At 39.0% G+C, this 22,411-nt stretch carries 21 protein-coding genes; 8 read left to right on the forward strand and 13 right to left on the reverse strand.

Annotation, left to right across the window (positions count from 1 at the left end):
* Positions 1-21: 21 nt before the first annotated feature.
* Positions 22-705 (reverse strand): type 1 glutamine amidotransferase domain-containing protein, encoded by a 684-nt coding sequence (locus tag I6E82_RS10535; RefSeq protein WP_101164169.1) that lies wholly within the window; start codon positions 703-705, stop codon positions 22-24.
* Positions 706-862: 157 nt separating this feature from the next.
* Here I6E82_RS10535 and I6E82_RS10540 point away from each other — a divergent pair, with 157 nt between their 5' ends.
* Positions 863-1,786, forward strand: a complete 924-nt coding sequence (locus tag I6E82_RS10540) for a LysR family transcriptional regulator (RefSeq protein ID WP_101164168.1) — start codon at positions 863-865, stop codon at positions 1,784-1,786.
* Positions 1,787-1,829: 43 nt separating this feature from the next.
* Here I6E82_RS10540 and I6E82_RS10545 read toward each other — a convergent pair whose 3' ends face one another.
* From I6E82_RS10545 to I6E82_RS10565, 5 genes are all read right to left on the reverse strand, one after another.
* Positions 1,830-2,564 (reverse strand): dienelactone hydrolase family protein, encoded by a 735-nt coding sequence (locus tag I6E82_RS10545; RefSeq protein ID WP_197117856.1) that lies wholly within the window; start codon positions 2,562-2,564, stop codon positions 1,830-1,832.
* A gap of 244 nt (positions 2,565-2,808) precedes the next feature.
* Entirely contained in the window at positions 2,809-4,140 is a 1,332-nt protein-coding gene (locus tag I6E82_RS10550) for a glycerophosphodiester phosphodiesterase family protein (RefSeq protein WP_197117857.1), read from the reverse strand.
* Between the two features lie 69 nt (positions 4,141-4,209).
* On the reverse strand, positions 4,210-5,061 hold the full coding sequence (locus I6E82_RS10555) for a carboxylate/amino acid/amine transporter (protein ID WP_197117858.1): 852 nt from the start codon (positions 5,059-5,061) through the stop codon (positions 4,210-4,212).
* Between the two features lie 119 nt (positions 5,062-5,180).
* Positions 5,181-7,316, reverse strand: coding sequence for a M3 family metallopeptidase (locus tag I6E82_RS10560; RefSeq protein ID WP_165721311.1), 2,136 nt, complete (start codon positions 7,314-7,316; stop codon positions 5,181-5,183).
* Between the two features lie 208 nt (positions 7,317-7,524).
* The gene (locus I6E82_RS10565) at positions 7,525-7,734 is read right to left on the reverse strand and encodes a hypothetical protein (protein WP_024590275.1); all 210 of its coding nucleotides are present in this window, start codon (positions 7,732-7,734) and stop codon (positions 7,525-7,527) included.
* A 201-nt stretch (positions 7,735-7,935) separates the two neighbouring features.
* Here I6E82_RS10565 and I6E82_RS10570 point away from each other — a divergent pair, with 201 nt between their 5' ends.
* The 6 genes from I6E82_RS10570 to yegD all read left to right on the forward strand — a co-directional run bounded on the left by I6E82_RS10570 (position 7,936) and on the right by yegD (position 14,934).
* Positions 7,936-8,796, forward strand: a complete 861-nt coding sequence (locus I6E82_RS10570; RefSeq protein WP_007581304.1) for a mechanosensitive ion channel family protein — start codon at positions 7,936-7,938, stop codon at positions 8,794-8,796.
* A 420-nt stretch (positions 8,797-9,216) separates the two neighbouring features.
* A complete protein-coding gene (locus I6E82_RS10575; RefSeq protein ID WP_165721312.1) occupies positions 9,217-11,484 on the forward strand; it encodes a TonB-dependent receptor in 2,268 nt (755 codons plus the stop codon).
* Between the two features lie 116 nt (positions 11,485-11,600).
* Positions 11,601-11,900, forward strand: a complete 300-nt coding sequence (locus tag I6E82_RS10580; protein ID WP_101217785.1) for a hypothetical protein — start codon at positions 11,601-11,603, stop codon at positions 11,898-11,900.
* 74 nt (positions 11,901-11,974) lie between these two features.
* A complete protein-coding gene (locus I6E82_RS10585) occupies positions 11,975-12,631 on the forward strand; it encodes an HAD family hydrolase (protein ID WP_101217786.1) in 657 nt (218 codons plus the stop codon).
* A 33-nt stretch (positions 12,632-12,664) separates the two neighbouring features.
* Positions 12,665-13,507, forward strand: coding sequence for a DNA ligase (locus I6E82_RS10590; RefSeq protein WP_101217787.1), 843 nt, complete (start codon positions 12,665-12,667; stop codon positions 13,505-13,507).
* A gap of 62 nt (positions 13,508-13,569) precedes the next feature.
* Positions 13,570-14,934 (forward strand): molecular chaperone, encoded by a 1,365-nt coding sequence (gene yegD / locus I6E82_RS10595; protein ID WP_007581315.1) that lies wholly within the window; start codon positions 13,570-13,572, stop codon positions 14,932-14,934.
* 19 nt (positions 14,935-14,953) lie between these two features.
* On the opposite strand, the gene I6E82_RS10600 is transcribed toward yegD, so the two are convergent.
* The 3 genes from I6E82_RS10600 to I6E82_RS10610 form a co-directional block, all read right to left on the reverse strand.
* On the reverse strand, positions 14,954-15,418 hold the full coding sequence (locus I6E82_RS10600) for a methylglyoxal synthase (protein WP_002958191.1): 465 nt from the start codon (positions 15,416-15,418) through the stop codon (positions 14,954-14,956).
* A gap of 67 nt (positions 15,419-15,485) precedes the next feature.
* Complete coding sequence (locus tag I6E82_RS10605) at positions 15,486-16,130, reverse strand: LysE family translocator (RefSeq protein ID WP_101164159.1); 645 nt, start codon at positions 16,128-16,130, stop codon at positions 15,486-15,488.
* Positions 16,127-17,326 carry a multidrug effflux MFS transporter gene (locus I6E82_RS10610; protein WP_101164158.1) on the reverse strand — a complete coding sequence of 400 codons (1,200 nt, stop codon included), beginning with the start codon at positions 17,324-17,326 and terminating at the stop codon, positions 16,127-16,129. The genes I6E82_RS10605 and I6E82_RS10610 overlap by 4 nt, the downstream gene beginning before the upstream one ends.
* Before the next feature lie 183 nt (positions 17,327-17,509).
* On the opposite strand from I6E82_RS10610, the gene I6E82_RS10615 reads away from it, so the two are divergent.
* A complete protein-coding gene (locus tag I6E82_RS10615; RefSeq protein ID WP_007581322.1) occupies positions 17,510-17,983 on the forward strand; it encodes a hotdog fold domain-containing protein in 474 nt (157 codons plus the stop codon).
* Between the two features lie 21 nt (positions 17,984-18,004).
* On the opposite strand, the gene I6E82_RS10620 is transcribed toward I6E82_RS10615, so the two are convergent.
* The 4 genes from I6E82_RS10620 to hppD all read right to left on the reverse strand — a co-directional run bounded on the left by I6E82_RS10620 (position 18,005) and on the right by hppD (position 22,280).
* Positions 18,005-18,487 carry a bactofilin family protein gene (locus I6E82_RS10620; protein WP_007581324.1) on the reverse strand — a complete coding sequence of 161 codons (483 nt, stop codon included), beginning with the start codon at positions 18,485-18,487 and terminating at the stop codon, positions 18,005-18,007.
* On the reverse strand, positions 18,477-19,640 hold the full coding sequence (locus I6E82_RS10625) for a M23 family metallopeptidase (RefSeq protein ID WP_165726443.1): 1,164 nt from the start codon (positions 19,638-19,640) through the stop codon (positions 18,477-18,479). The genes I6E82_RS10620 and I6E82_RS10625 overlap by 11 nt, the downstream gene beginning before the upstream one ends.
* Before the next feature lie 143 nt (positions 19,641-19,783).
* Positions 19,784-21,097 carry a fumarylacetoacetase gene (fahA, locus tag I6E82_RS10630; RefSeq protein ID WP_010555130.1) on the reverse strand — a complete coding sequence of 438 codons (1,314 nt, stop codon included), beginning with the start codon at positions 21,095-21,097 and terminating at the stop codon, positions 19,784-19,786.
* Between the two features lie 136 nt (positions 21,098-21,233).
* Entirely contained in the window at positions 21,234-22,280 is a 1,047-nt protein-coding gene (gene hppD / locus I6E82_RS10635) for a 4-hydroxyphenylpyruvate dioxygenase (protein WP_149594251.1), read from the reverse strand.
* Between the last annotated feature and the right edge of the window lie 131 nt (positions 22,281-22,411).

The raw sequence follows: 22,411 nt of genomic DNA on the forward strand, positions 1-22,411 counted from the left end.
ATTTTTAATTTTTACTCACTATTAACCTAGTTTAGTTAATAGTTTTTTGGCTGCTAGTTCAGAGCTTGCTGGGTTTTGACCGGTAATTACTAAACCATCTACTAGCGCTAATACGCCCCAGTCGTCAGTTTTTTGATAATCGCCGCCTTTTTTAATTAGCTCGTCTTCAACTAAAAATGGCACGATATCGGTAAGTTGCACTGCAGCTTCTTCAGAGTTAGTAAAGCCAGTTACTTTTTTACCCGCTACTAATGCATTGCCGTCTGTATCTTTAACATTTAAAAATGCAGCACTTGCATGGCATACCGCAGCGACAGGCTTTTGCTCTTTTATAAAGCTTTCGATAAGCGAAATTGAATCTGTGTTGTCAACTAAATCCCATAATGGACCGTGACCGCCTGGGTAAAATACAGCGTCAAAATCGCTTGAGTTCACTTCACTCAATACTTTAGTGTTTGCCATAAGTGTTTGTGCTGCGCTATCGGCGTCGTAACGTTTTGTTGCATCTGTTTGAAAATCGACAAGTGTACTTGTCGGATCAATTGGTGGTTGGCCGCCAGCTGGAGACGCTAACGTTACTTCAACGCCTGCATCAACAAATGCATAGTAAGGGGCTGCAAATTCTTCTACCCAAAAACCTGTTTTTTCGCCAGTGTTACCAAGTTCTGCGTGAGATGTAAGAACCATAAGTATTTTTTTAGACATTGAATATATTCCTTCTGATGATTTGAATTAGTTTATCTTGCTTACCAATTACTATATGCACTAAAAGAGCTTTAAACAACGATGATAAATTTAACTTTATTGGTTTAATAATTGATACAATAGAGGGGTTGAATTTAAAACACGCTACGGAGCACATATGAAGGTGTCGTTTGAGCAGTTAAAGAGCATGGTCGTATTTGCGCAAATTGTAGAGCAGGGCAGCTTAACCGCTGCGGCTAAACAGTTAGGTCTTACGCGAGCAGTAGCAAGTTATCATTTAAAAAAGTTAGAAACCCAACTTGAAGTCACTTTATTAAATCGCTCAACTCGTACCATGGCGCTAACTGAGGCGGGCATTGCTTATTATGAGCGTTGTAGAATAATTACCGAACAAGCTAATGCAGCTAATCAGCAAATAGAAAATATAAAGAGTGAGCCACAAGGTTTACTTAAAATTAGCTGCCCTGTGAATGTGGGAATGCAGCTAATTGTGCCCGCAATAAATACGTTTAAGCGCCAATACCCTAAAATTAAAATAGACTTACAGCTTACTGACGATGTGGTTGATATTATTAAAAATGGGTTCGATTTTGCAATTAGGGGTGTGGCACTGAGTGACTCCAACTTGCAAGCAACCAAGCTGACTACAATGAGCACTTGTATTTGTGGCGCGCCGGATTACTTTACACATTTTGGTAAACCTAAAACACCTTTAGAATTGGCAGATCATCAATGGGTGGTTTATCAGCTAGGAAGTAAAACTTTAACACTTTCAAAAGATGGCAAAAAACACGACATTACAATGCAAGGCGCCTTAAGTACTAATAACGCAGCTGCACGTACTGCCTTTGTAGAAGCGGGGCATGGCATTGGGCGTATTCCGCTTTACGATGCGTGGCCTAAAGTACAAGCTGGGCTACTTGAAATAATATTAGATGATTATAAAAGCAAAGATATTGAACTGTACGGGGTATTTCCGCCAGGAGCTGCGGGATCTAAAAAACTACGATTATTTATTGATTACTTAAAAGCATATTTTGTGAAACAGCATACCGCCTTGGGTATGCTGAAAAGCGTTTAATTATTTTTGCTTTTTAAATATTTATAAAGCATTTATAAAACACTTATAAAGTACGGCTAAATAATGCAACCGCTTGTTGATACATATTAATTGCAAGGGCTGCATCGTATCGCTCACCTTCATCACGCATAAAGGCATGCTGGGCATTAACTTCTTGCCATTGGTAATTAATGCCTGTGTTTACGCATTGCTGGTATATTTTAGTGCGGCCTTCTTGTGGCACATGCGGGTCTTGTTTACCCCATATAAAGTGAATTTCGCCTTGTATATCAGCCATGCGTTCAAATGAGTTATTACCTGATTTTGCCGGTAATGTGTCGCTGTGAATATCAGTTGCGTATAAGCAAAAAGCCGCTTTAATTTCAGGGTTAAGCGCCGCTCTGTAAGCTAAATGCCCGCCAATACATACGCCCATAGCGCCTACTGTACCTGTGCAGTAATGTTGCTGCTTTATAAAGTCGATCATGGCTTGCGTGTCGCTATCATGATGCTCAAGTGGCTTTGCCCACTTATCAGCATTGCCTTTGTCTTTACCTGTATCATCATAAGCAAGCACAGTGCCCATAGGATTTAACTCGTGAAACACTTCCGGTACTAATACCACAAAGCCATGGCTTGCTAAAATAGCTGCGCTGCGTGCAATAGGTGCAGTTTGCTGAAATATTTCAGAATAAAAAATGATAGCAGGGAATTGCCCTTGCGCCTGAGGGCGATATACGGTTGTTCGCATTAAACCTGTAGGTGTTGGCAAGTCTGCATTATGTTGTTGAATTATCATAAAAGCGCTCAGTTAAATAAAATTATATATAATGATATGGTAACTGAGCGCGATAAAATAAACGACTTTTGTTGTTGAGTATTTATACCAACCTGCATAAATCTTTGATCAATTTAACGAGTTAAATTTCACTATAACGTCGTTAAAAATTTTTTATTTAGAACAACTAGATAAAAAAATTTTTGCCTAGTTCTAGCGTAATTTTCTTAACGTTAAATAGACCCCATATATAAGCAGATTGGTATTAAATACTTGCAGGCATTTTATTACAACTAGCGTAATAACTTACGGTAGCCGGCCAATCTGAAAATATAGCCATTACACCCACGTCTTTTGCGAGTACATCAACGACCGTCATCATGTCGCCATCGTTATCTATAACATCAGCAATTGATTGATAGTAATAACCACCACCTTCATTAAGCGGACCTGAGCGCTCAAGGCTCCATGCAATAAGCTCTAAACCTGCTGCTTTTGCGTCAATTGCGTATTGTGATGGCACGATATTATTTTCGTTATCTATTGTTAGCATCATCCAAATTGGAGGGGCTAAAATTTTAACGCCGTCAGCCACAAGTTCATCCATACCAGGTTGCCATGTTTGTGGGTTACTTGGATCAAATCCGGCTTCACTGTCGCGACCATCTAGGTATACGCTTTTATCTGCAAAGTCAGGGTTAGTGTTAATCCAGTATTTTACGTCTTCAAGGTTAAACGATTGTGGATAAACTTTTGAGGCTGGCACATTCATTTGTGTGTACTCGTCTAGCATTTTTTGCGCGTATTGCTCTTGCGTCATTCCATCAAATGGCATACTTACTTGTGGCGATTTAAGTTCAGGGGTCATTTTTACACCCAGCTCATTAAACAGTGCAATGCTTTGTTTATGGGTCATCAATGTGCCGTTGGTGGCATATAAATCAGTGCGCCAACTTGGTGTACCATCCATGTAATCGGCAACGGTAGTTGCATTAGTGTTTGCACCATCCATTTTACCTTCAAGGGTTAAAAATTCCGCTAAGCTTATATCGCTAGTACAACATTTTGCAGAAGCAGCAACACCATTAGCAGGGTCTGCTGGTGTAAATGGCACACTGCATTTAGCTGCAAGTTCAGGAATGGCTAAAATATTAGTTGTGGTGTGTAAGTCGCATTGGGAGTGGCGACATACTAGTTCTTTATCGTTTGTAAATGTAACATCGCATTCAACAATGCCTGCGCCCATTCTGGCTGCAGCAATGTAGGCTTCTTTAGTATGCTCAGGGTATTGCATTGATGCACCGCGATGACCAATAGAAAAGTCGGTACGGTAAAAAGGACCTTCACTACAAGATTCTAATTTTGTTTTTAAGTTGCTGTCGCTCATATCATCTACTAAATAATAAGGGCGAGTGCCTAGTTGAATATCTGGCGCATCACCGTTTGGTACTTCTACAATAACAGGCGTAGGTATTTCAACAATCTCAACTTCGGTGTTGGTAACAACCACTTCTTTTTCTATTATTTCTACATCGTCGTCGCAGCCAGCAAGTGTGGCTAACAATATACAGCCTGTAAGTAAGGTAATACGTTTCATTGTTTATCCTTAAAAAGTAAAATTTGTACTACCTTAATGATTATTAATGACAATTTAGCTACAAGTTTATTAATTTACTTTTTTATTAAGCACTTGATTCACTAATAATGCACCTAACATTATAGCTGCACCAATACTTAACCTAACTATGTCAGCGTCTCTGTTCCAAATAAGCACGTTAACAATAATCCCTGCTGGGATAAGTAAGTTATTCATGACTGCCAGAGCTCCAACGTTGACGAGTGTTGCGCCTTTATTCCACATAAAGTAACCAAGGCCTGATGCAACAATCCCTAAATAAATCAGTATGCTCCACTGAGTAGAAGTGGTTGGTAATTTGTTTGAATTACCAAATAATGCATAACAAATTGTGGCAATAATAAGTGCGCCTATAAAAAACCATCCAAATACGGTTTTATCATCAAGCTGATTGTTCATCATTAAGCGTTTGTAGGCTACTTGGCCTACAGCAAAACTTATGTTCGCACCTTGAACTAATAATAAGCCAATTATGAAATTGCTATTTAGGTTTTCGTAACGAATGGTAATTGCACCAATTACAGCAATAAGTGCGATTATAAAAAAGCGTGGGTTAAAATGTTTGTTCAATGCATCATTTAGCAAGGTAATGTACAAAGGAGTCATTACTGTAAATAGCAGTACTTCGGGGACGCTTAAAAATAAAAAGGAATGGTAGTAAAAGCTATACATAACACCAAGTTGTATAGCGCCAATCAGCATGAGCTTTAAGGCTAAAGGTTTAGGTGTTTGTTTAAACTTTAAAAATGGTAAAAATACGAGGGTTGCTAGTGCTATGCGAATTAACACACTAAACCATGCATCAACCTGACCTGCTAAATACACGCCAATTAAACTAAATGAAAATGCCCAAAGTAAAGTTACTGCAAATAAGTACCGCATAGCCGTCGTCTTTAAATAATTAATGGCAGCAGTTTATCTGTTATAAATTAATGTATAAACAATAAAAGCCCGCAAGCGGGCTTTTATAAATTTAGTATATCAATAAATTAGTTTATTGATTACTCAACTAAACCACGGCGCTTAAGTAGTGCGTCGGTAGTTGGTTTCTGACCTCTAAACTCAATATAGCTTTGCATTAAGTCGCGGCTGTTACCTTTTGATAGGATTTCTTTACGGAACTTATCACCATTTTTACGTGTTAAGCCGCCGTTGTTTTCCATATGTGCAAAGGCGTCTGCTGCAAACACTTCAGTCCATAGGTACGCGTAGTAACCCGCTGAATAACCACCTGCAAATGTGTGGCTAAAGAAGTTTGATTTATAACGCGGTGGAACAGGGTAGTAAGCAATACCGTGTTTTTCTAGCGCGTCTTGCTCAAACTTTTGAACGTCAGCTACTTTTTTATCAGAACCAAATGAATGCCATTCCATATCAAGTAGTGCAGCGGCTAAGTATTCAGTAGTGCCGTAACCTTGGTTGAATTTTTGCGATTCAAGTACTTTATCAAGTAAAGCTTGTGGAATTGGCTCACCTGTCTTGTAATGCTTAGCATAGTTTGCAAGTACTGTTGGTTCAATCATCCAATCTTCATTTGCTTGCGACGGAAACTCAACAAAGTCACGTGCCGTTGCAGTACCTGCTAGGCTTGGGTATTTAACATCTGAGAATAACCCATGTGCAGCATGACCAAATTCATGGAACATAGTAGACACTTCGTCAAACGTCATTAGCGTAGGCTCGCCTGCAGCAGGTTTTGGAATGTTCTGCGCATTGTAAATAACAGGTTTGGTGCCTTTTAAGCCGCTTTCGCTAACGTATGCACTCATCCATGCGCCGCCACGTTTACCTTCACGTGCGTAAGGGTCTAAGTAAAATAAACCAATAGCGCTGCCATCAGCGTTAAATACTTCGTATACGGTTACATCTTCATGATAAACAGGAAGGTCTTTACGTTCTTTAAACGTAATACCGTACAGTTTGTTCATTGCAAAAAATAAGCCATCGTGAATAACCGATTGCATTTCAAAGTATGGTTTAACAAGTGCTGGATCTAAGTTGTACTTTTCTGCACGTACTTTTTCAGCATAAAAAGTCCAATCCCATGGTTTAAGCTCAAAGCTTTCGCCTGAATCGTTAATCACTTTTTGAATAGCGGCTGCTTCAATTTTTGCTTTTTCAACTGCTTTTGGTGCTAGGTCATCAAGGATGCCGTAAACGTTTTCAGTTGTTTGCGCCATACGCGACGTCATTACATAAGAAGCCCAATCTTTGTAGCCTAAAAGCTCTGCTTTTTGAGCGCGTAGGTTGGTTTCTTTAATAATAATAGGGCCGTTAGTTTTTGCTGCACGGTTTGCAGAAGCTTTAAAAATTCGCTCACGTAGGTCGCGGTTTTCAAGGCTGCTTAAAATTGGTTGTTGCGTTGTATTTACCAAAGTGATCATGTAGCCGTCTTTGCCCGCTTTTTTAGCTGAAGCTGCAAGGCCTGCAATTTCGCCTTCAGAAAGACCCGCTAATTCACTTTTATCTGTAACTACAATAACGTCTTCTTTAAACGATTTTAAAATGTTTTGTGAAAACGCAGTAGATAGCTGAGCTAGCTCTGAGTTAATTTCACGCATTTTAGCTTTTTCAGCGTCATTTAATTTAGCACCTGCTTTTACAAACTGCTTGTAGTAAAAATCAACTAGGCGTTTATCTTCTGCGTTTAATTTATCTTGATTGTCGTAAATTGTTTGTACGCGCTTAAATAATTCACCGTTTAAGTAAATATCATCTGAGTGAGCAGATAGTACCGGCGCCATTTTTTTGCTAATGCGTTGGTATTCGTCATCTGAGATTAAGCCTGATAAATTGAAAAACGCAGCCGATACGCGATTTAATAGCTCCCCTGACAATTCCATTTTAACTAAAGTATTTTTAAATGTTGCAGGAGCAGGGTTGTTAGCAATCGCTTGTACTTGCGCTGTATGCTGCGCAATACCAGCGTCAAAGCCTGCTTCGTAGTCTTTTGTACCAAATTTATCAAACTCTGGTGCCATGTATTGTAATGGGCTTGGCTTAAATAAAACATTGTTTGCGTTCATGTCTTGCACTTGTGCTGCGCCTTCTTTTGCCATGTTTTGTGTATCGTTAGATGAACAGGCCGATAATATTAAGGCACTAGCAATAGTAGTGGCGATCAGGGTTTTACGCATAATAACTCCATAGAAAGATTAGCCGGAATAGGCTTTGCGAGTCGAAAAACCTAGTTAACTTATCAAATTTTGGCGTTTATACAATAAAGTTTATCGGTATTAAGGGGGATTTGAACGCAAATTAGCTAATATTTAGCTTTAAGGGAGGTAAAAGTAGCTCTAAAAGTAAACACCTGAGCTACTTAATAAGTCGTTGAGTCATAATTGCTTAGTTATATCCAAGTACAAATTTTCTCTCAGAGCCAAAGTTGCTAGGTTGTTGTTGGCCAAACTCTTTGTTGATAGATGCCAGTGTTTGCTCTTGTTCTGCAAGAAGGCACAAAATTTTATTTCGGTAATCTAGGCTGCTTTCAAACAAATGTAAGTCTACCTGCGGCTGCAAAGTAGCGAGTCTTTGATTTAAAGTAAGTTGTGTCATATGTGATCTCCAGTGCTTGTACACTATTTATATAGCACTCGGTGCAATAAAGAGTTAATAAATTGTTCATAAAAAGTATATTGAACTTATTAACTTGGCGTTTTAGTTATATTATGACTGCTAAACTTACCCAACACTGAACCGCTTTCACTTTATAGCGATTTAAATTTAAAGCGCTCCTTTGCTTGTTTTGGAAAATAAATGACCTTAGAACACATAAACCAAATTCTTGCCTTTGTTGTATTTAGTTACAGCGATGTACACATTACCGTAGCAAAAATTATTAAAGTGCCTTTAATACTTTTCGCTATTTGGTTTATTGTGACGCGTATTGGCAAGCTAATAACAAAAACATTATTGGCAAAAAAGTTAAGCCAAGATGCCGTGCATTTATTTACACGTATCTACTTTATTTTAAGTATCGCTATTTTAATTTTTACATCTTTAGAAGTATTAAGCATACCGCTTACTGCGTTTGCTTTTGTTTCAGGTGCTATTGCCATTGGTGTTGGTTTTGGCGCGCAAAATATTATTAATAACTTTATTAGTGGCTGGATATTAATGTGGGAGCGCCCAATACGTATAGGTGACTTTTTAGAAGTAGGTAATGCAAAAGGTGTGGTAGAAACAATAAATACACGTTCAACACGTATTCGCCGAAACGATGGCGTACATATGCTTATACCTAACAGCCAACTACTAGAAAACACAGTAACAAACTGGACGCTAATAGATGGCAATGCACGCTCATCGGTCAGTGTAGGCGTTGCGTATGGATCAGACGTGATACTGGTTAAAAAGCTTATTCAACAAGTGCTTGATGATCATGAAGCAATATTGGCTAATCCAAAGTCATCGGTGTTATTTGATGACTTTGCAGATAGCTCGCTCGTATTTAACGCTATTTTTTGGGTGTGCGCCGAGTCTGAAACCATGCTTAGAAAAGTACGCAGTGATATTCGTTTTAGTATTTACGCTGTATTTGAAAAGCATGATGTAGTGATTGCTTTTCCGCAGCGTGATATTCATATCGACGGTGAAATTGCATTTAAGCGCTCATAGTTCAAATATAGTAAATATTAAAAGTCGCTCTTGGGCGGCTTTTAATAAAAACACAGGTGTTTCTATTTTAGGTTAACATGTAAAACAATCCCTTCTTCCTACTCCATTTTATTAAATTCAATAAAGGACATATGTCCTTAATATTAGGATTTTGCATCTAAATAGTGATAAAAACACGTGATTTTGTAGTTAAATGTTGCAAAAAAGTTTCTAATTATGTCTATATTTATGCAGTAAAATTGTCACACAATGGTATAATCTTAATCGTTCGTTCAGCCTTATAACATCGTTTTTGTACTCTCGGTAATAAGGTCCGCGCGCATGACGCAAGTCGCGAAAAATTGAACGAGCCCGCAATGAATACATTGCGCAACACAAAAAACCGTTGAACAAGAGTGCACAAAAAAGGTTAAACCCAACATGAAAGCAATGAAAAGATCTACGTTAGCTACCCTAATCAATGCAACGTTGTTCTCTGCAGTAGCAGGTACTTCATTTTCTTCTTTAGCTGCTGAAGAAAAAACAGCTAAAAAAAGTAATCAACTAGAAGTTATTCAAGTAACAGCCCGTAAACGTGTAGAAAACGCTCAAGAAGTACCAGTAGCAGTATCTGCTCTACAAGGTGATAACCTTGATGCGTATAGCTCAGCTGGTATGGATATTCGTTTTTTAAATGCGAAAATTCCAAGTTTATCTATTGAATCTTCATTTGGTCGTTCATTCCCACGCTTTTACGTTCGTGGTTTAGGTAATACCGATTTCGATTTGAATGCATCACAACCAGTATCACTTGTTGTTGATGAAGTCGTTCAAGAAAATGCAATTTTAAAAGGCTTCCCAGTATTTGATGTTGAACGCGTAGAAGTATTACGTGGTCCTCAAGGAACTTTATTTGGACGTAACACGCCAGCTGGCCTTGTTAAGTTTGATACTGTTAAACCAAGCCAAGAATTTGATGGTTATGGCTCTGTTTCATACGGTAGCCGTGGCGCTGTAGACACAAGTGGTGCTGTAGGTGGTGCTTTAACTGACCGTTTATCTGCTCGTGTTTCATTATTATGGCAAGATAAAGACGATTACATTGATAACCAAGCTCCAGGCTTTGAAGCTAAAGACGAGCAAGGTGGTTACACTGAAAAAGCGGCACGTGTTCAATTTTTATATGAAGGCGATGATTTTACTGCTTTATTAAACTATCACACACGTGATTTAGATGGCTCGCCAATTGCCTTTCGTGCAAATGTAATTAAAACGGGTACTAACGAGCTAGTAGATAATTATGAAAGTGATGTTGTTTATCAAGATGCGGCATCTCGTTCTACTCAACAAGTAGAATCTGAAGGTGCAAGCTTAAAGCTTGAGTGGGAACTTAAAAATCACACAATCACTTCAATTTCTGCATGGGAAAGTGCTGAAATTTATTCTCGCGCTGACATCGACGGCGGTTACGGTGCTTCTTATATTCCAGATTTCATGGGGCCTGGTTTTATCCCTTTCTCTTCAGAAAGTGCTGATGGCATTCCAGATCACGACCAGTTGACGCAAGAGCTACGCTTATCTAGTAACTTTGATGGCGATTTAAATTATCAAGTAGGTGTTTTTTACTTCGATGAAGAACTAACAATTGAAAACTACAGCTACGATACATTCTCAACACCCGATGCTGGTGCTTTAAATGGCTATGTTCGTCAACAGCAAGATACTACAGCTTGGGCTGTATTTGGTTCTGTAGATTATACTTTTTCAGATGATTTAAAAGTAACAGCGGGACTTCGCTACTCTGACGATGATAAAGATTTTGTCGCTGACCGTACACTTAGCCCAATTGGCGGTGGTGCTTTACTAGTAGAGCGTGATGTTAGTGACGACCATGTTAGCTGGGACTTATCTGCAAATTATAAAGTAAACGATGATGTTAACTGGTACGGCCGTGTAGCAAACAGCTTCCGCGCACCTAGTTTACAAGGTCGTATTTTGTTTGGTGATGATGTAACAACAGCTGAATCAGAAACTGTAACATCGTACGAAACAGGTATTAAATCAGACGTGTTAGATGGCCAAGGTCGTGTTAACGCGACTGTGTTTTATTACACAATGGACGACCAGCAACTTACCGCTGTAGGCGGTGGTGCTAACTTTAACCGTTTAGTTAATGCTGATAAAACGACTGGCTATGGTTTTGAGTTAGATACGCAGTGGGTATTAAGCGATGAGTTTAATGCAACGTTTAACTTAAGCTACAATAAAACAGAAATTAAAGATAACGATTTAGCTGTCGCTGTTTGTGCTCAATGTACTGTAACTGACCCAATTAATGGTTCTGGTCTTGCTGTACTTGATGGTAATAGCTTACCGCATGCTCCTGAGTGGATCTCTAACTTTACGCTCCGCTACACTAAAGAACTTGCCGATGGTAACTTCTTCGCTAGCGGTGATATTTCTTATCGCAGTAAAATCAATATGTTCCTTTACGAATCAGTAGAGTTTGAAGGTAAAGAGCTTATTGAAACAGGTTTGCGTACAGGTTACACATGGTCTGAAGGCGATTACGAATACGAAGTAGCCGCTTTTGTTCGTAACTTATTTGACGAGCAACAAGTTATTGGTGCTGTAGACTTTAATAACAATACGGGTATTGTTAACGAAGAACGTTATGTAGGTGCTGAGTTTAAAGTTAGATTTTTCTAACTAATAGCTAGAAGTATTTATTTTAAAAGCCTGCATTGCGCAGGCTTTTTTATTTGTATAACCCCTTTTAGAGCTGCTAAAGTAGCGCCTAATTGGTTTATTTAAAGAGAAGAGCAATGGCTGGATTTTGGAATTACCGTGTAATTTTTTGTGAAGCAACGAAAGATGAAGCAGCGCAATATCAAATACACGAAGTAGAATATAATCTGAACGGTAAAGTGACTAACTGGTCAGAAACAGGCGCAGCCCCTTTTGGTACAACACTTGATGAGTTGAAAGATGACTCAGATCGTTTAAAAACAGCATTTGAAAAGCCTGTACTTAAAGTTATGCGTAAAACGCGTGGCTACGAGCTTGTTGATGTTGAAACAGGTGAGGAAGCAACGGGTGAGCCACCAGCAGGCTTAACGCAATAACAACAATTTAATAAAAGGTGCTTAAGGCGCTTTTTTATTGTCAAAATTTGGCTTAGGTTAAATAAGGAATGAGGATGACATTAGAAGCAGTATTATTTGATATGGATGGCACATTAGTTGATTCAGAAAGCATGCACTTTGTATGTTGGAGTAAACTACTTAAGCCTTATGGTGTTAGTTATTTAGAAAGTAATTTTTGTCAGCGCTTTTCAGGACGACCCACTTTAGAAGCTGCAATAGAGATTAAGCAAGAGCATAACTTATCAGTAAGCGCACAGTTTTTAGCGGATGAAAAATACAGTTTATTTGGCGAATATGTAATAACACATTTACCACCACTAATGCCGTTTACTGAGCAAACGTTGAAAGCTGTAAAAGCGAGTGGCTTAAAAATGGCGCTAGTAACGGGCAGTGCTAAAAGTGAAGCTATGCCAATACTTAAAGGTTTAGGATTTTATGAGCTGTTTGACACGGTGGTAACAAAAGACGATGTAACTAATCCTAAACCTGCTGGAGACCCATATTTACTGGCACTTAAGCAGATAAATATACAGGCAGGCAATGCAATCGCCGTTGAGGATACATTTACCGGCGTTACGGCGGCCAATAACGCCTTGTTACGTGTTGTAGCCATTGCTAATAGCCACACAAAAGATCACGATTTTAGCCAAGCTACCTATAAAATGAGTAACTTAGATGAGTTTTGGCAATGGGTGCAATCTCAACTATAGTTTAAGCCAACTTTTACTTGCTTGGATGCGCTAATGTCTACTATTAAACACCTGTTTTTAATTGTTTTTGTACTTTTTACGCAATGTATAAGTGCAGCACAACCCTCTGTTTTACTCGCGAAAGTATATGACGAAACTAAGCATTACGATGTAAGTAAATATTTAGTCAGTGAAAAATATGATGGCGTAAGAGCTGTATGGACCGGCACGCAGTTTGTTACTCGCAAGGGTAATATTATTAATGCGCCAAGTTGGTTTACAGCGCCATTGCCAAACGTATGGCTTGATGGTGAGCTGTGGACCAAACGTGAGCACTTTTCTGCGCTTAGTGGCATAGTAAGAACTAAAACCCCTAATAATCATGATTGGCAAACTATTACTTATAAAGTATTTGATATGCCAGATAAAACCCTGCCTTTTAGCATTCGCTATAAAAACTATAATGAGCTTATTACTAGCCTAAACTCGCCGCACATTAGCGTTGTAGTTCAATATAGCTTTACTAATAATGAGCAGCTCACAGAGTATTTTGAAAATATAACTAAGCAGGGCGGCGAGGGTGTAATGCTTCATTTGGCCAGTGCTAAGCACAGCAATGGGCGAAGCAGTGCATTACTAAAATTAAAGCCTTATTTAGATGCAGAAGCGATTGTAATTGCGCACTTACCAGGTAAAGGCAAATACCAAGGTATGTTAGGTGCATTAAGAGTAAAAACAGCACAAGGGCAGGTGTTTTCAATTGGTACTGGGTTTAATGATGCAGAGCGCGCCACTCCACCTGAGATAGGCAGCGCTGTAACGTACCGGTATCATGGCTTAACAAAAAACGGGTTACCGCGTTTTGCTAGTTTTTTACGAGTTAGAGATAATTTATAACATTTATAAATTTTACAAAGTGTGCTAAATTGCGCGGCCTTTTTGGTAATGTGTGGTGAAGTATGTTTGTAGGTTTTGATTACGGTAGTTCTAATTGTGCTATGGGTGTAATGAGCGAGGGTAATGTTCAATTAGTACCGCTAGAGCAAGGAAAACATTACTTACCGTCTACACTTTACACTCATCACAGTGCCTTGGTTGTTGACTTTGTTGCTAAGCACTTACATGGCACAGCCCATGAGCATGACTTTTTAACACAGCGCCAAGCATTATTAAATACCTTACCTCGTATTAAGTCAGACCTTGATTTACAGCCTTCAGATGAAACCCTATTTATTGGTCGTGAAGCGATTAGCGAGTACGTGCAGTTCCCTGAAGAAGGCTACTTTGTTAAGTCCCCTAAATCATTTTTTGGCGCAACAGGTTTAAAGCAAGGTCAAATTAACTTTTTTGAAGATATCGCAACCGCGATGATCTTAAAAATTAAGCAACGCGCTGAGCTCTCTTTAGGTAAAACACTTACACAAACAGTGATTGGTCGCCCAGTAAACTTCCAAGCTGTGGGTGGTGAGCAATCAAATCAACAAGCGGTCGGTATTTTAGAACGCGCTGCTAAACGCGCTGGTTTTAAAGACGTAGAGTTTTTATATGAGCCACTTGCTGCGGGTATCGATTACGAGAGTGATTTAACTCAGGATCAAAAAGTACTCGTTATTGATATTGGTGGTGGTACAAGTGACTGCTCATTTGTACAAATGGGCCCAAGCTTTAGAGGAAATAGCCAGCGCGATGGCGACTTTTTATCTCACAGTGGTAAACGTGTTGGCGGAAACGATTTAGATATTGCTTTGAGCTTTCATGGTTTAATGCCGTTATTGGGTTTAGGCAGTACGTTTAAATCAGGTCTACCTTTGCCTAATCAAGCGTTTTGGCAAGCGTGTAAAATTAACGATGTAAATTTACAAAGCCAATTCTATAGTGAAAGCCATACCCGAGAGCTAAATGCACAATTACGTGATGTAAGTGCACCTGAGCTTTATAAGCGTTTAATACATTTACAGCAAAACAAGCAGGGTCATCAGTTAGTACAACAAGGTGAAGCGGCTAAAATAGCACTTTCATCAGCTAGTGCGTTTGATTGTGATTTAAGCTTTTTAGATAGTGGGCTGAATAAAAATGTATCGGTAAGCGATTTAGCTGTTGCCGTTGAGAGTAGTATTAGCCAAATAGTTACTTTAGCAAAACAAGCAATCAGCGACGCTGCGACCACGCCAGACATTATTTACTTAACAGGCGGTAGTGCACAGTCACCATTGATTAAAGCGGCTTTAAGTGAGCACTTAGGTAATATAAAAATGGTTAACGGGGACCACTTTGGTAGTGTAACTGCTGGCCTGACTAAATGGGCCAGCATGCTTTATAAATAACCTAGATTACAATTGAGGTTTAAAGATCTATTTGTCGGGTTGCGAGGTATTTTTCGTAATCTGGCAATGTACGTTCAAGCTCTACATCCATAAGTGGTGAGCTTAATAACATATCTGCACTCACCTCATTACACGCCACCGGAATATTCCAAACAGCGGCTAAACGCAGCAGTGCTTTAACATCAGGGTCATGAGGCTGTGATGCTAATGGGTCCCAAAAAAATATCAAAACATGTATCTCATGTTCAGCTATTTTAGCGCCAAGTTGTTGATCGCCGCCCATAGGACCACTTAATAGCTGAACCACATCAAGTCCCGTGGTTTTTTGAATTAAATGCCCGGTAGTACCTGTGCCATATAAAGTGTGCTTACTTAGTATTTCTTTGTGCTTTTCACACCATAATTTTAATGCTGCTTTTTTACCGTCGTGGGCAACTAAAGCAATATTTTTTTGTGCGGGAAGAGATTGTGTTTTTTGTTCCATGCTGATTCTTTTTTATTAGTTAGCTTAAACTCTGGGTAATAAATCTCTTAACCAAAGTGCAGGTTAGTTAAAATAATAGATTGATAGCAAGGGCTATAAATACAATGCCGGTGATCCTATCAATCCAAAGTTGGCTATTTGGGTTACGTCTAAAAAACTGTGCAATTTTGTCGCCAAAATAAATATACGTGCAGTCAATCGGAAAAGCAAAAATAGGGTAAAGCAAGCCAAAAAAAGCGAGTTGAAAAGTAGCAGATGAAAGCGTTGGATCTACAAATTGCGGAATAAATGCAATAAAAAACAGCGCCACTTTAGGGTTTAGCACTTCAGTCATCATGGCTTGAAACATGACATTACTTTTTTTACTGGTACTTATATGCGGTTTATCGGTTTGCTTGTCATCAGATATAGGCTCTGGCTGCTTTAGCGTGCCTTTAATCATCATAAATCCCAAATAACATAAATATGCTGCGCCTACATATTGCACTGCGGCATAGGCACTTGGGGAAGCTTTTAGGACTGCGCTTAGGCCTACAACAGCAAATAGAGTATGAATAACCCCACCTAATGCAAAACCAAAAGCACTTTGCATACCGGCGCTTCGACCATTAGCAAATGTTTGTGCCATCAAAAATGCATTTGATGGCCCAGGTGCTACAGCCATTAAAAAGCTGGCTAATAAAAACGAGGCTAAAAAATCAGGATTGATCATTGAGCGCTTTTAGTTGGGTGTAAAGTATGTGCTTTTTTGCTCATTAAAATAATCCAAAGCGGAACTAGTAATAATAAATGAAAAGCAATTAACCACGGTGTACTTAACCCCAAATATTGGGTTAAAACAACGAGTATACTCGCGCCACTCATTTGCATAGCACCAAGTAATGCCGAGGCTGTGCCTGCTTGTTTAGGAAAACTCGACAGAGCCATACCTGCAGCTGAGCCTAAACTTAGAGCAAAGCCTAATGCTGCAATTAAAATAGGTAACATAAGCGCAAATGCCGTCTCTATACCGCTAAGGGCTAGCATTAAAACACCTGAAAAAACCAGTACACTCACACCGACACGCAAAGCACGTTGGCTATTTCGTTTAATGTACGTTGGTAAAATAAAACTAGCGACAATACTTATTACGGCGTTTAACGTAAACCAAAAAGTAAAGTCGGCTACAGTGCCGCCTAAATGCGTAATAAGCCAGCCTGGAGCTAGCGTCACATAAACTAATATTGCCGACATTGAGACCATGCAAATTAGGCTATTAAACAAAAATACCGGTGTTTTTATAATAGGTGTAAAGCGACGTAAATCTAAAATATGCCCCTGATAATGGCTATCAGCAGGACGAGTTTCTCTAAAAAAGAATAGCGTAACAACAAGCCCTACAATGGCAAACGCGGTTAAAAACATAAAGTTCATACGCCAACCAAATTGTACGGTAAGCCAAGCTCCTAAAATAGGTGCCATTGCCGGAATAAAGCACACAATCCCGTTAAGGTAGGTAATCATTTGTCCACTTCGTTCACTGCCATATTTGTCACGTACTATCGCAAATGCGACAACAAATGTGGCACAGGCTCCAAAACCTTGCAGGGCACGTGCAATCATCAATACTTCAAAAGAAGGCGAGTAATAGGCAAGTAATGCTGAGCCTGCATATAAACTTATACCTACTATAGCCACTGGCTTTCGGCCAAACCTATCGGCCAAAGGCCCCGCAATTAATTGGCCTAAACCTACTGTTAGCATAAAAATAGCAACGGTTTGCTGAACTTGTTGTTCTGTAACTGCAAATTGTTCTGCAATAGTAGGAAAAGCGGGTAAGTAAATATCGATTGCCATAGGGCAAAATATAACGAGTAACGCTAGGATAAGTAACAAAGTCATATTAGGTTTAGCGGGCTGTGTTTGCATTGAGTCTCCTTTTGCCGAGTATTTTAGGTGGGCACTCGTAAAAAAGAAAGGGCTTATGACCCCTGCATAGGTTGTCATTTTTATTTTTTGATTGGATTAAGCTAAAAAGGCAGTGTAAATGCACTTTTTAAAACTGGTCTGATGTGTTAATTTGAAAAAAGTAACTGTTGATGGAAAATAATAATGAGTAATAAATCTGCACTTGTACAAACATGGCATAAATTTAAGCGTCTACCTTTTGGGAATTGGCTTTTTACTAAAGCTGTTTGCTTTAAAGCGCCATATTTTGGTTCAATGAAACCTTACGTGCTCGACCTTCGAGAAGGGCATTGTAGTGCGTTGGTTAAAAATCGTCGCAGCGTTCATAATCATATTGGAACTATTCATGCTATTGCGCAGTGTAACTTAGCTGAATTGTGTGCAGGTGTAATGGTTGATGCAACAGTGCCAGTTAAAACGCATCGTTGGATCCCAAAAGGCATGACAGTTAGGTATTTGGCTAAAGTAGATACAGATGTAAGGGCAGTCGCTGAAATTGATTTACCGCATAAGTGGATTGATAAAGAAGACTTAGTAGTACCGGTTAAACTGTATAATACCCGCAATGAGCTTGTTTTCACTGCAGATATTACAATGTACATTACTGAAAAAAGGTAACTTACGTAAAGCTGATTCTACTTAGTTTTTATCAGCGGCTTGTTTATTTACAAATGATAAGTCGCTGCCATCTTCCTTCAACAATGCTTTAACTTCTTTTGCAGGTTTAAGTTCTTTCGAAATTAGTTCAGGCTCTTCTTTTTCAAAGCGTTGCTTTAAACTGCCTTCAATTACTGCACCTGCATCAATACTCAATGTATCGTGAAACACATCGCCATGAACATGAGCGCCACTTTGTACCTTTACTTCACTAGCATTAATTGAGCCAATAACTTTGCCTTTAACAATAACGCTTTTAGCTTCAACAATACCTTCAACAACACCCGTTGAGCCAATAACTAAATGCTCCACTTTTATATCGCCATCAATGCGGCCATCAAGCTGTACTTCACCTTGGCTAACTAAAGTGCCTGTAAGGCGTACGTCTTCAGAAATAATAGACGGTGTGTGATTTACTCTTTTTAAATTAGAGCTAACTGTTTTTTGTTTTTTTCTACCAAACACGAGAAAGCGCCTTTGTTATTTTTAGAGGATTGACTTGTTTACCGTTAAGTAATACTTCGTAGTGTAAATGCGTGCCTGTGCTTCGGCCGGTGCTGCCCATTAAACCAATTACGTCATGTTTAGTGATTAACTGACCTTTTTTTACTTTAATTTTATTTAAGTGTCCAAATCGAGTCACTAAGCCATTTTTATGTTCAAGCTCAATAAAGTTACCATAACCACCATTACGACCGGCACGAAGCACTACAGCGTCTGCTGGGGCAAATATCTCGGTTTTATGCCAACCTGCTAAATCAATTCCTTTATGAAAGGCATGATTACTATTCATAGGATCTTTTCTAAGACCAAAACTACTCGAAATATAATATTTAGCTTTAGCTAAGGGGAGGGTGTTTGGTAGTTCAGTTAAAAAGTTTTCTAAATTATTTAATGCTAATAACTTATCAACGATGGCTAAAAAGTGGCTTGGAATTTTTGTTTCGTTAAATGTATCAAGTGGGCCACCTTGTGCGGTTGTTTGGGCACTTAATATTAAGTGTTGCTCAAGCGCTGACTCAATTCCAGCGCCTTTAACCATAGCTAAAATAGCTTGGTGACGTTCGCTAATTTGGTTATCTAAAAAGTTAAAGCTTTGCTCATAATGATTATTCAAATTGGCAATTCTTGTTGCGAATGGAATTGGAGCTATTAACTGCGCCTGCTTACTTTTTGGATTTTCATCGACTAATGGTTCGTGAAATTCATTGCTGCTTTCATTGATTGGCACGTCAAGATCTGAATCAAGCTTAATAACGTCTTTGCTAATCGAAGCGGGAAGGGACTCTATCATGCTTTGCAGTAGCGCCTGCTTTTGCTCAAGTATCGCAAGTTGCTCTAACTGCGTTGCTTGCAGGGCTTGCTGTTCACTGACTTTTTGTTGCCAAAGTGTTTGCTTGTTTATTTGACTTTGTTCTATATCAGATATTTTATTAGTTTGTGTGTAAACACGAAAGCTCGAAATACTCAGCCAAATAAAAGTGGCTAAAATAAGCGATGCTACAAGAAGTTGAAACCAAGAGGCTAAAACAACATGCTTAACTTCGCCATTTTGGCGAATAAGTAGCTGACGAGCTGGGAAAAATTTATGATAAAAAGACTTTATAAATACTGACATGGCATATAAACACTGGCTATTAACCGAATTAAGATAGCAATTTGAGTTAAAAAAGCTAGAAAAAAATTGTAACTGTTCAAAAATTAATAAAAAAGGGCTGCTTTTAGTAAGCAGCCCTTTTAATAATTTTTTTAATACTCGTATTACTTTGTAGGCAGTACTGTGCTCTCTACAGAGCCAAAACCTATGCGTGCATAGCCTTCTTTTTCACACCAGCCGCGCATAATAACGTTATCGCCATCTTCTAAAAAGCTACGTTGTTCGCCATTGCTTAGCGTAATTTTTTCTTTACCGCCACGAGATAGTTCAAGTAAAGAACCCGCTTCTTCGTGCGTTGGACCAGACTGAGTGCCCGAACCTAACATGTCACCTGGCATAAAGTTACAGCCATTTACTGTGTGGTGAGTAACCATTTGTGCCACAGTCCAGTAAGAGTGCTTAAAGCTAGATGTTGATACACGCGTTGGGTTATGGCCTTCGCTACGCATTTTTTGCGTTTGAATTTTAACATCCATTTGAATATCAAAAGCACCTTGGTCGCGATTCGCTTTTGACTCTAAATAGTCCATAGGCTGTGGATCGTTTTCATCACGCGTCCAGCTTGTTCTATAAGGCGCTAGCGCTTCGGTTGTAACAATCCAAGGCGATACAGTTGAGGCAAAGTTTTTAGCTAAAAATGGACCAAGCGGTTGGTATTCCCACGCTTGCAAGTCACGTGCTGACCAATCGTTAAATACACAAAAGCCAAATACGTGGTTTTCAGCATTTTCGATAGCGATTGCATCGCCCAGTGCATTGCCTTTACCTAAGTAAATACCTAGCTCTAGTTCGTAATCAAGACGTTTACAAGGACCGAATGACGGCACTTCTGCATCAGGCGCCTTAGTTTGGCCTTTAGGGCGATGAAATGTTTGACCTGATACGTCAATAGATGAAGAACGACCATGGTAACCAATGGGTACCCATTTATAGTTAGGTAATAATGGGTTGTCAGGGCGAAATAAACTGCCTACGGCTGTAGCATGATAAATAGAAGTGTAAAAGTCGGTGTAATCGCCGATACGACAAGGCAAAGAAAACTCTATATCAGATTGTGCAACTAATGTATCGCTGAGCGCTTGTTGGTGCTCAGAGCCTGCTCGTAGTGCTTTTGAAAGCGCTAAACGAAGTGCTGACCAATACTGCCCCCCTAAACCCATAAATGTATTTAGAGTTGCTTCACTTGCTGCATCAGCGGCTGTTTTAGCGTCACCTGTTAAAACATTTAATTTACTCAGTTTTGCTAAATCAATTACTTGGTCACCAATTGCAACACCACCACGAAAGGCCTCATCAGACCCTTTACGGCGAAACTCTGCAAACGGTAAGTTTTGAATAGGGAAGTCGCAATTATCAACATTAGCTGACTCTACCCAGCTGGTTAAATTAATATCGTGGGTTTCGTTAATTAGGCTCATTACATTTCCTTTGGATTTTACTGTATGGCGACAAGGTATAGTTTATTTAATCATACTTGTACTTGGCGCCATACTTTTTAAATATTAAAACGACAAAAAGCAGCGAAGTTCGCTGCTTTTAATTTACTCAAATATTTTATAAAACGCCGCGACGCTCTTGGTCGCGTTCGATTGATTCAAATAATGCTTGGAAGTTACCTTCACCAAAGCCACCATCATCAACGCGTTGGATCATTTCTATAAAGATTGGACCAAATAAGTTTTTAGAGAAAATTTGCAATAAATAACAATTTTCACTTTGGCTATCTACGAGTATCTGGTGCTGACGAATTTTTTCTTTGTCTTCAGCAACCCAAGGTACTCGGTCAAAAATAGTATCGTAGTACTCTGGGATAATATCAAGCGTTGCAATTGTTGATTTATCAAGCTTATCAAGAGAACTTACTAGGTCATCTGTTAAAAACGCTAAATGTTGAACGCCTGGGCCGTTGTACTCACCAAGGTATTCATCAATTTGGTTGTTATCGTTACCTTTACCTTCGTTTATTGGAATAGAGAAGGTGCCACAAGGTGATTTTAGTGCATACGAAATAAGCGCTGTTTTTTGACCTTTAATGTCAAAGTAGCGTACTTCTGTAAAACCAAATACGTCTTTATAAAAGTTAGCCCATTTTTCCATGGTGCCTTTATAAACGTTATTGGTTAAGTGATCGATTCGGATAAAGCCTTTATCTTCTACAACATTTTGCGTTTCTAAATCTTCAAAATCACTTTCGTAAATAGTGCCTTTGTCGCCAAATTGTTCAATAAAGTAAATTAGGCTGTCGCCAATGCCATAAATTGCAGGGTAAGGCATGTTTTTATGTGTTGAATCAGTGGCTGGTTTTGCACCACGCTCTACTGCAGTTTCAAATGCTTTTTGCGCATTCTCAACACGCCAACCCATTGAACAAATAGCAGGGCCATGGCTTTTAGCAAATTCTGCAGAAAAACCTTCACGCTCGTTATTCAGTAAAAAATGAATATCGTTTTGGTTGTAATAAACAATGTCTTTACCTTTGAATTTTTTAAGCTTAGAGAAGCCAAAATCAGTAAATACTTTATCCATATAATCAGCATCAGGTGTTGCGTACTCGGTAAATTCAATACCGACTAAACCTAAATAGTTATTTACTTCACTCATTATTATTACTCCCGCAATTAAGCACTGCGATTATGTGTTGTTGTCATATTGCAGTAGATAATCAACCAGATTCTTGATTTGGGGAAGGGGGAGGCACTATTTAGTGTGTAGTGTATGTGTAAATTTTATAA

This window comes from Pseudoalteromonas sp. NZS11 (assembly GCF_015864765.1).
GTDB lineage: Bacteria > Pseudomonadota > Gammaproteobacteria > Enterobacterales > Alteromonadaceae > Pseudoalteromonas > Pseudoalteromonas arctica.

Bases quoted from the DNA above. Each gene is read 5' to 3' on its own strand.
- I6E82_RS10610 (WP_101164158.1), bottom strand. From the start codon at position 17,326: ATGCAAACACAGCCCGCTAAACCTAATATGACTTTGTTACTTATCCTA.
- I6E82_RS10545 (WP_197117856.1), bottom strand. From the start codon at position 2,564: ATGATAATTCAACAACATAATGCAGACTTGCCAACACCTACAGGTTTA.
- I6E82_RS10600 (WP_002958191.1), bottom strand. From the start codon at position 15,418: ATGGAACAAAAAACACAATCTCTTCCCGCACAAAAAAATATTGCTTTA.
- I6E82_RS10560 (WP_165721311.1), bottom strand. From the start codon at position 7,316: ATGCGTAAAACCCTGATCGCCACTACTATTGCTAGTGCCTTAATATTA.
- I6E82_RS10580 (WP_101217785.1), top strand. From the start codon at position 11,601: ATGGCTGGATTTTGGAATTACCGTGTAATTTTTTGTGAAGCAACGAAA.
- I6E82_RS10535 (WP_101164169.1), bottom strand. From the start codon at position 705: ATGTCTAAAAAAATACTTATGGTTCTTACATCTCACGCAGAACTTGGT.
- I6E82_RS10555 (WP_197117858.1), bottom strand. From the start codon at position 5,061: ATGCGGTACTTATTTGCAGTAACTTTACTTTGGGCATTTTCATTTAGT.
- I6E82_RS10570 (WP_007581304.1), top strand. From the start codon at position 7,936: ATGACCTTAGAACACATAAACCAAATTCTTGCCTTTGTTGTATTTAGT.
- hppD (WP_149594251.1), bottom strand. From the start codon at position 22,280: ATGAGTGAAGTAAATAACTATTTAGGTTTAGTCGGTATTGAATTTACC.
- I6E82_RS10615 (WP_007581322.1), top strand. From the start codon at position 17,510: ATGAGTAATAAATCTGCACTTGTACAAACATGGCATAAATTTAAGCGT.
- I6E82_RS10605 (WP_101164159.1), bottom strand. From the start codon at position 16,130: ATGATCAATCCTGATTTTTTAGCCTCGTTTTTATTAGCCAGCTTTTTA.
- I6E82_RS10550 (WP_197117857.1), bottom strand. From the start codon at position 4,140: ATGAAACGTATTACCTTACTTACAGGCTGTATATTGTTAGCCACACTT.
- I6E82_RS10590 (WP_101217787.1), top strand. From the start codon at position 12,665: ATGTCTACTATTAAACACCTGTTTTTAATTGTTTTTGTACTTTTTACG.
- yegD (WP_007581315.1), top strand. From the start codon at position 13,570: ATGTTTGTAGGTTTTGATTACGGTAGTTCTAATTGTGCTATGGGTGTA.
- I6E82_RS10625 (WP_165726443.1), bottom strand. From the start codon at position 19,640: ATGTCAGTATTTATAAAGTCTTTTTATCATAAATTTTTCCCAGCTCGT.
- fahA (WP_010555130.1), bottom strand. From the start codon at position 21,097: ATGAGCCTAATTAACGAAACCCACGATATTAATTTAACCAGCTGGGTA.
- I6E82_RS10565 (WP_024590275.1), bottom strand. From the start codon at position 7,734: ATGACACAACTTACTTTAAATCAAAGACTCGCTACTTTGCAGCCGCAG.
- I6E82_RS10575 (WP_165721312.1), top strand. From the start codon at position 9,217: ATGAAAGCAATGAAAAGATCTACGTTAGCTACCCTAATCAATGCAACG.
- I6E82_RS10585 (WP_101217786.1), top strand. From the start codon at position 11,975: ATGACATTAGAAGCAGTATTATTTGATATGGATGGCACATTAGTTGAT.
- I6E82_RS10540 (WP_101164168.1), top strand. From the start codon at position 863: ATGAAGGTGTCGTTTGAGCAGTTAAAGAGCATGGTCGTATTTGCGCAA.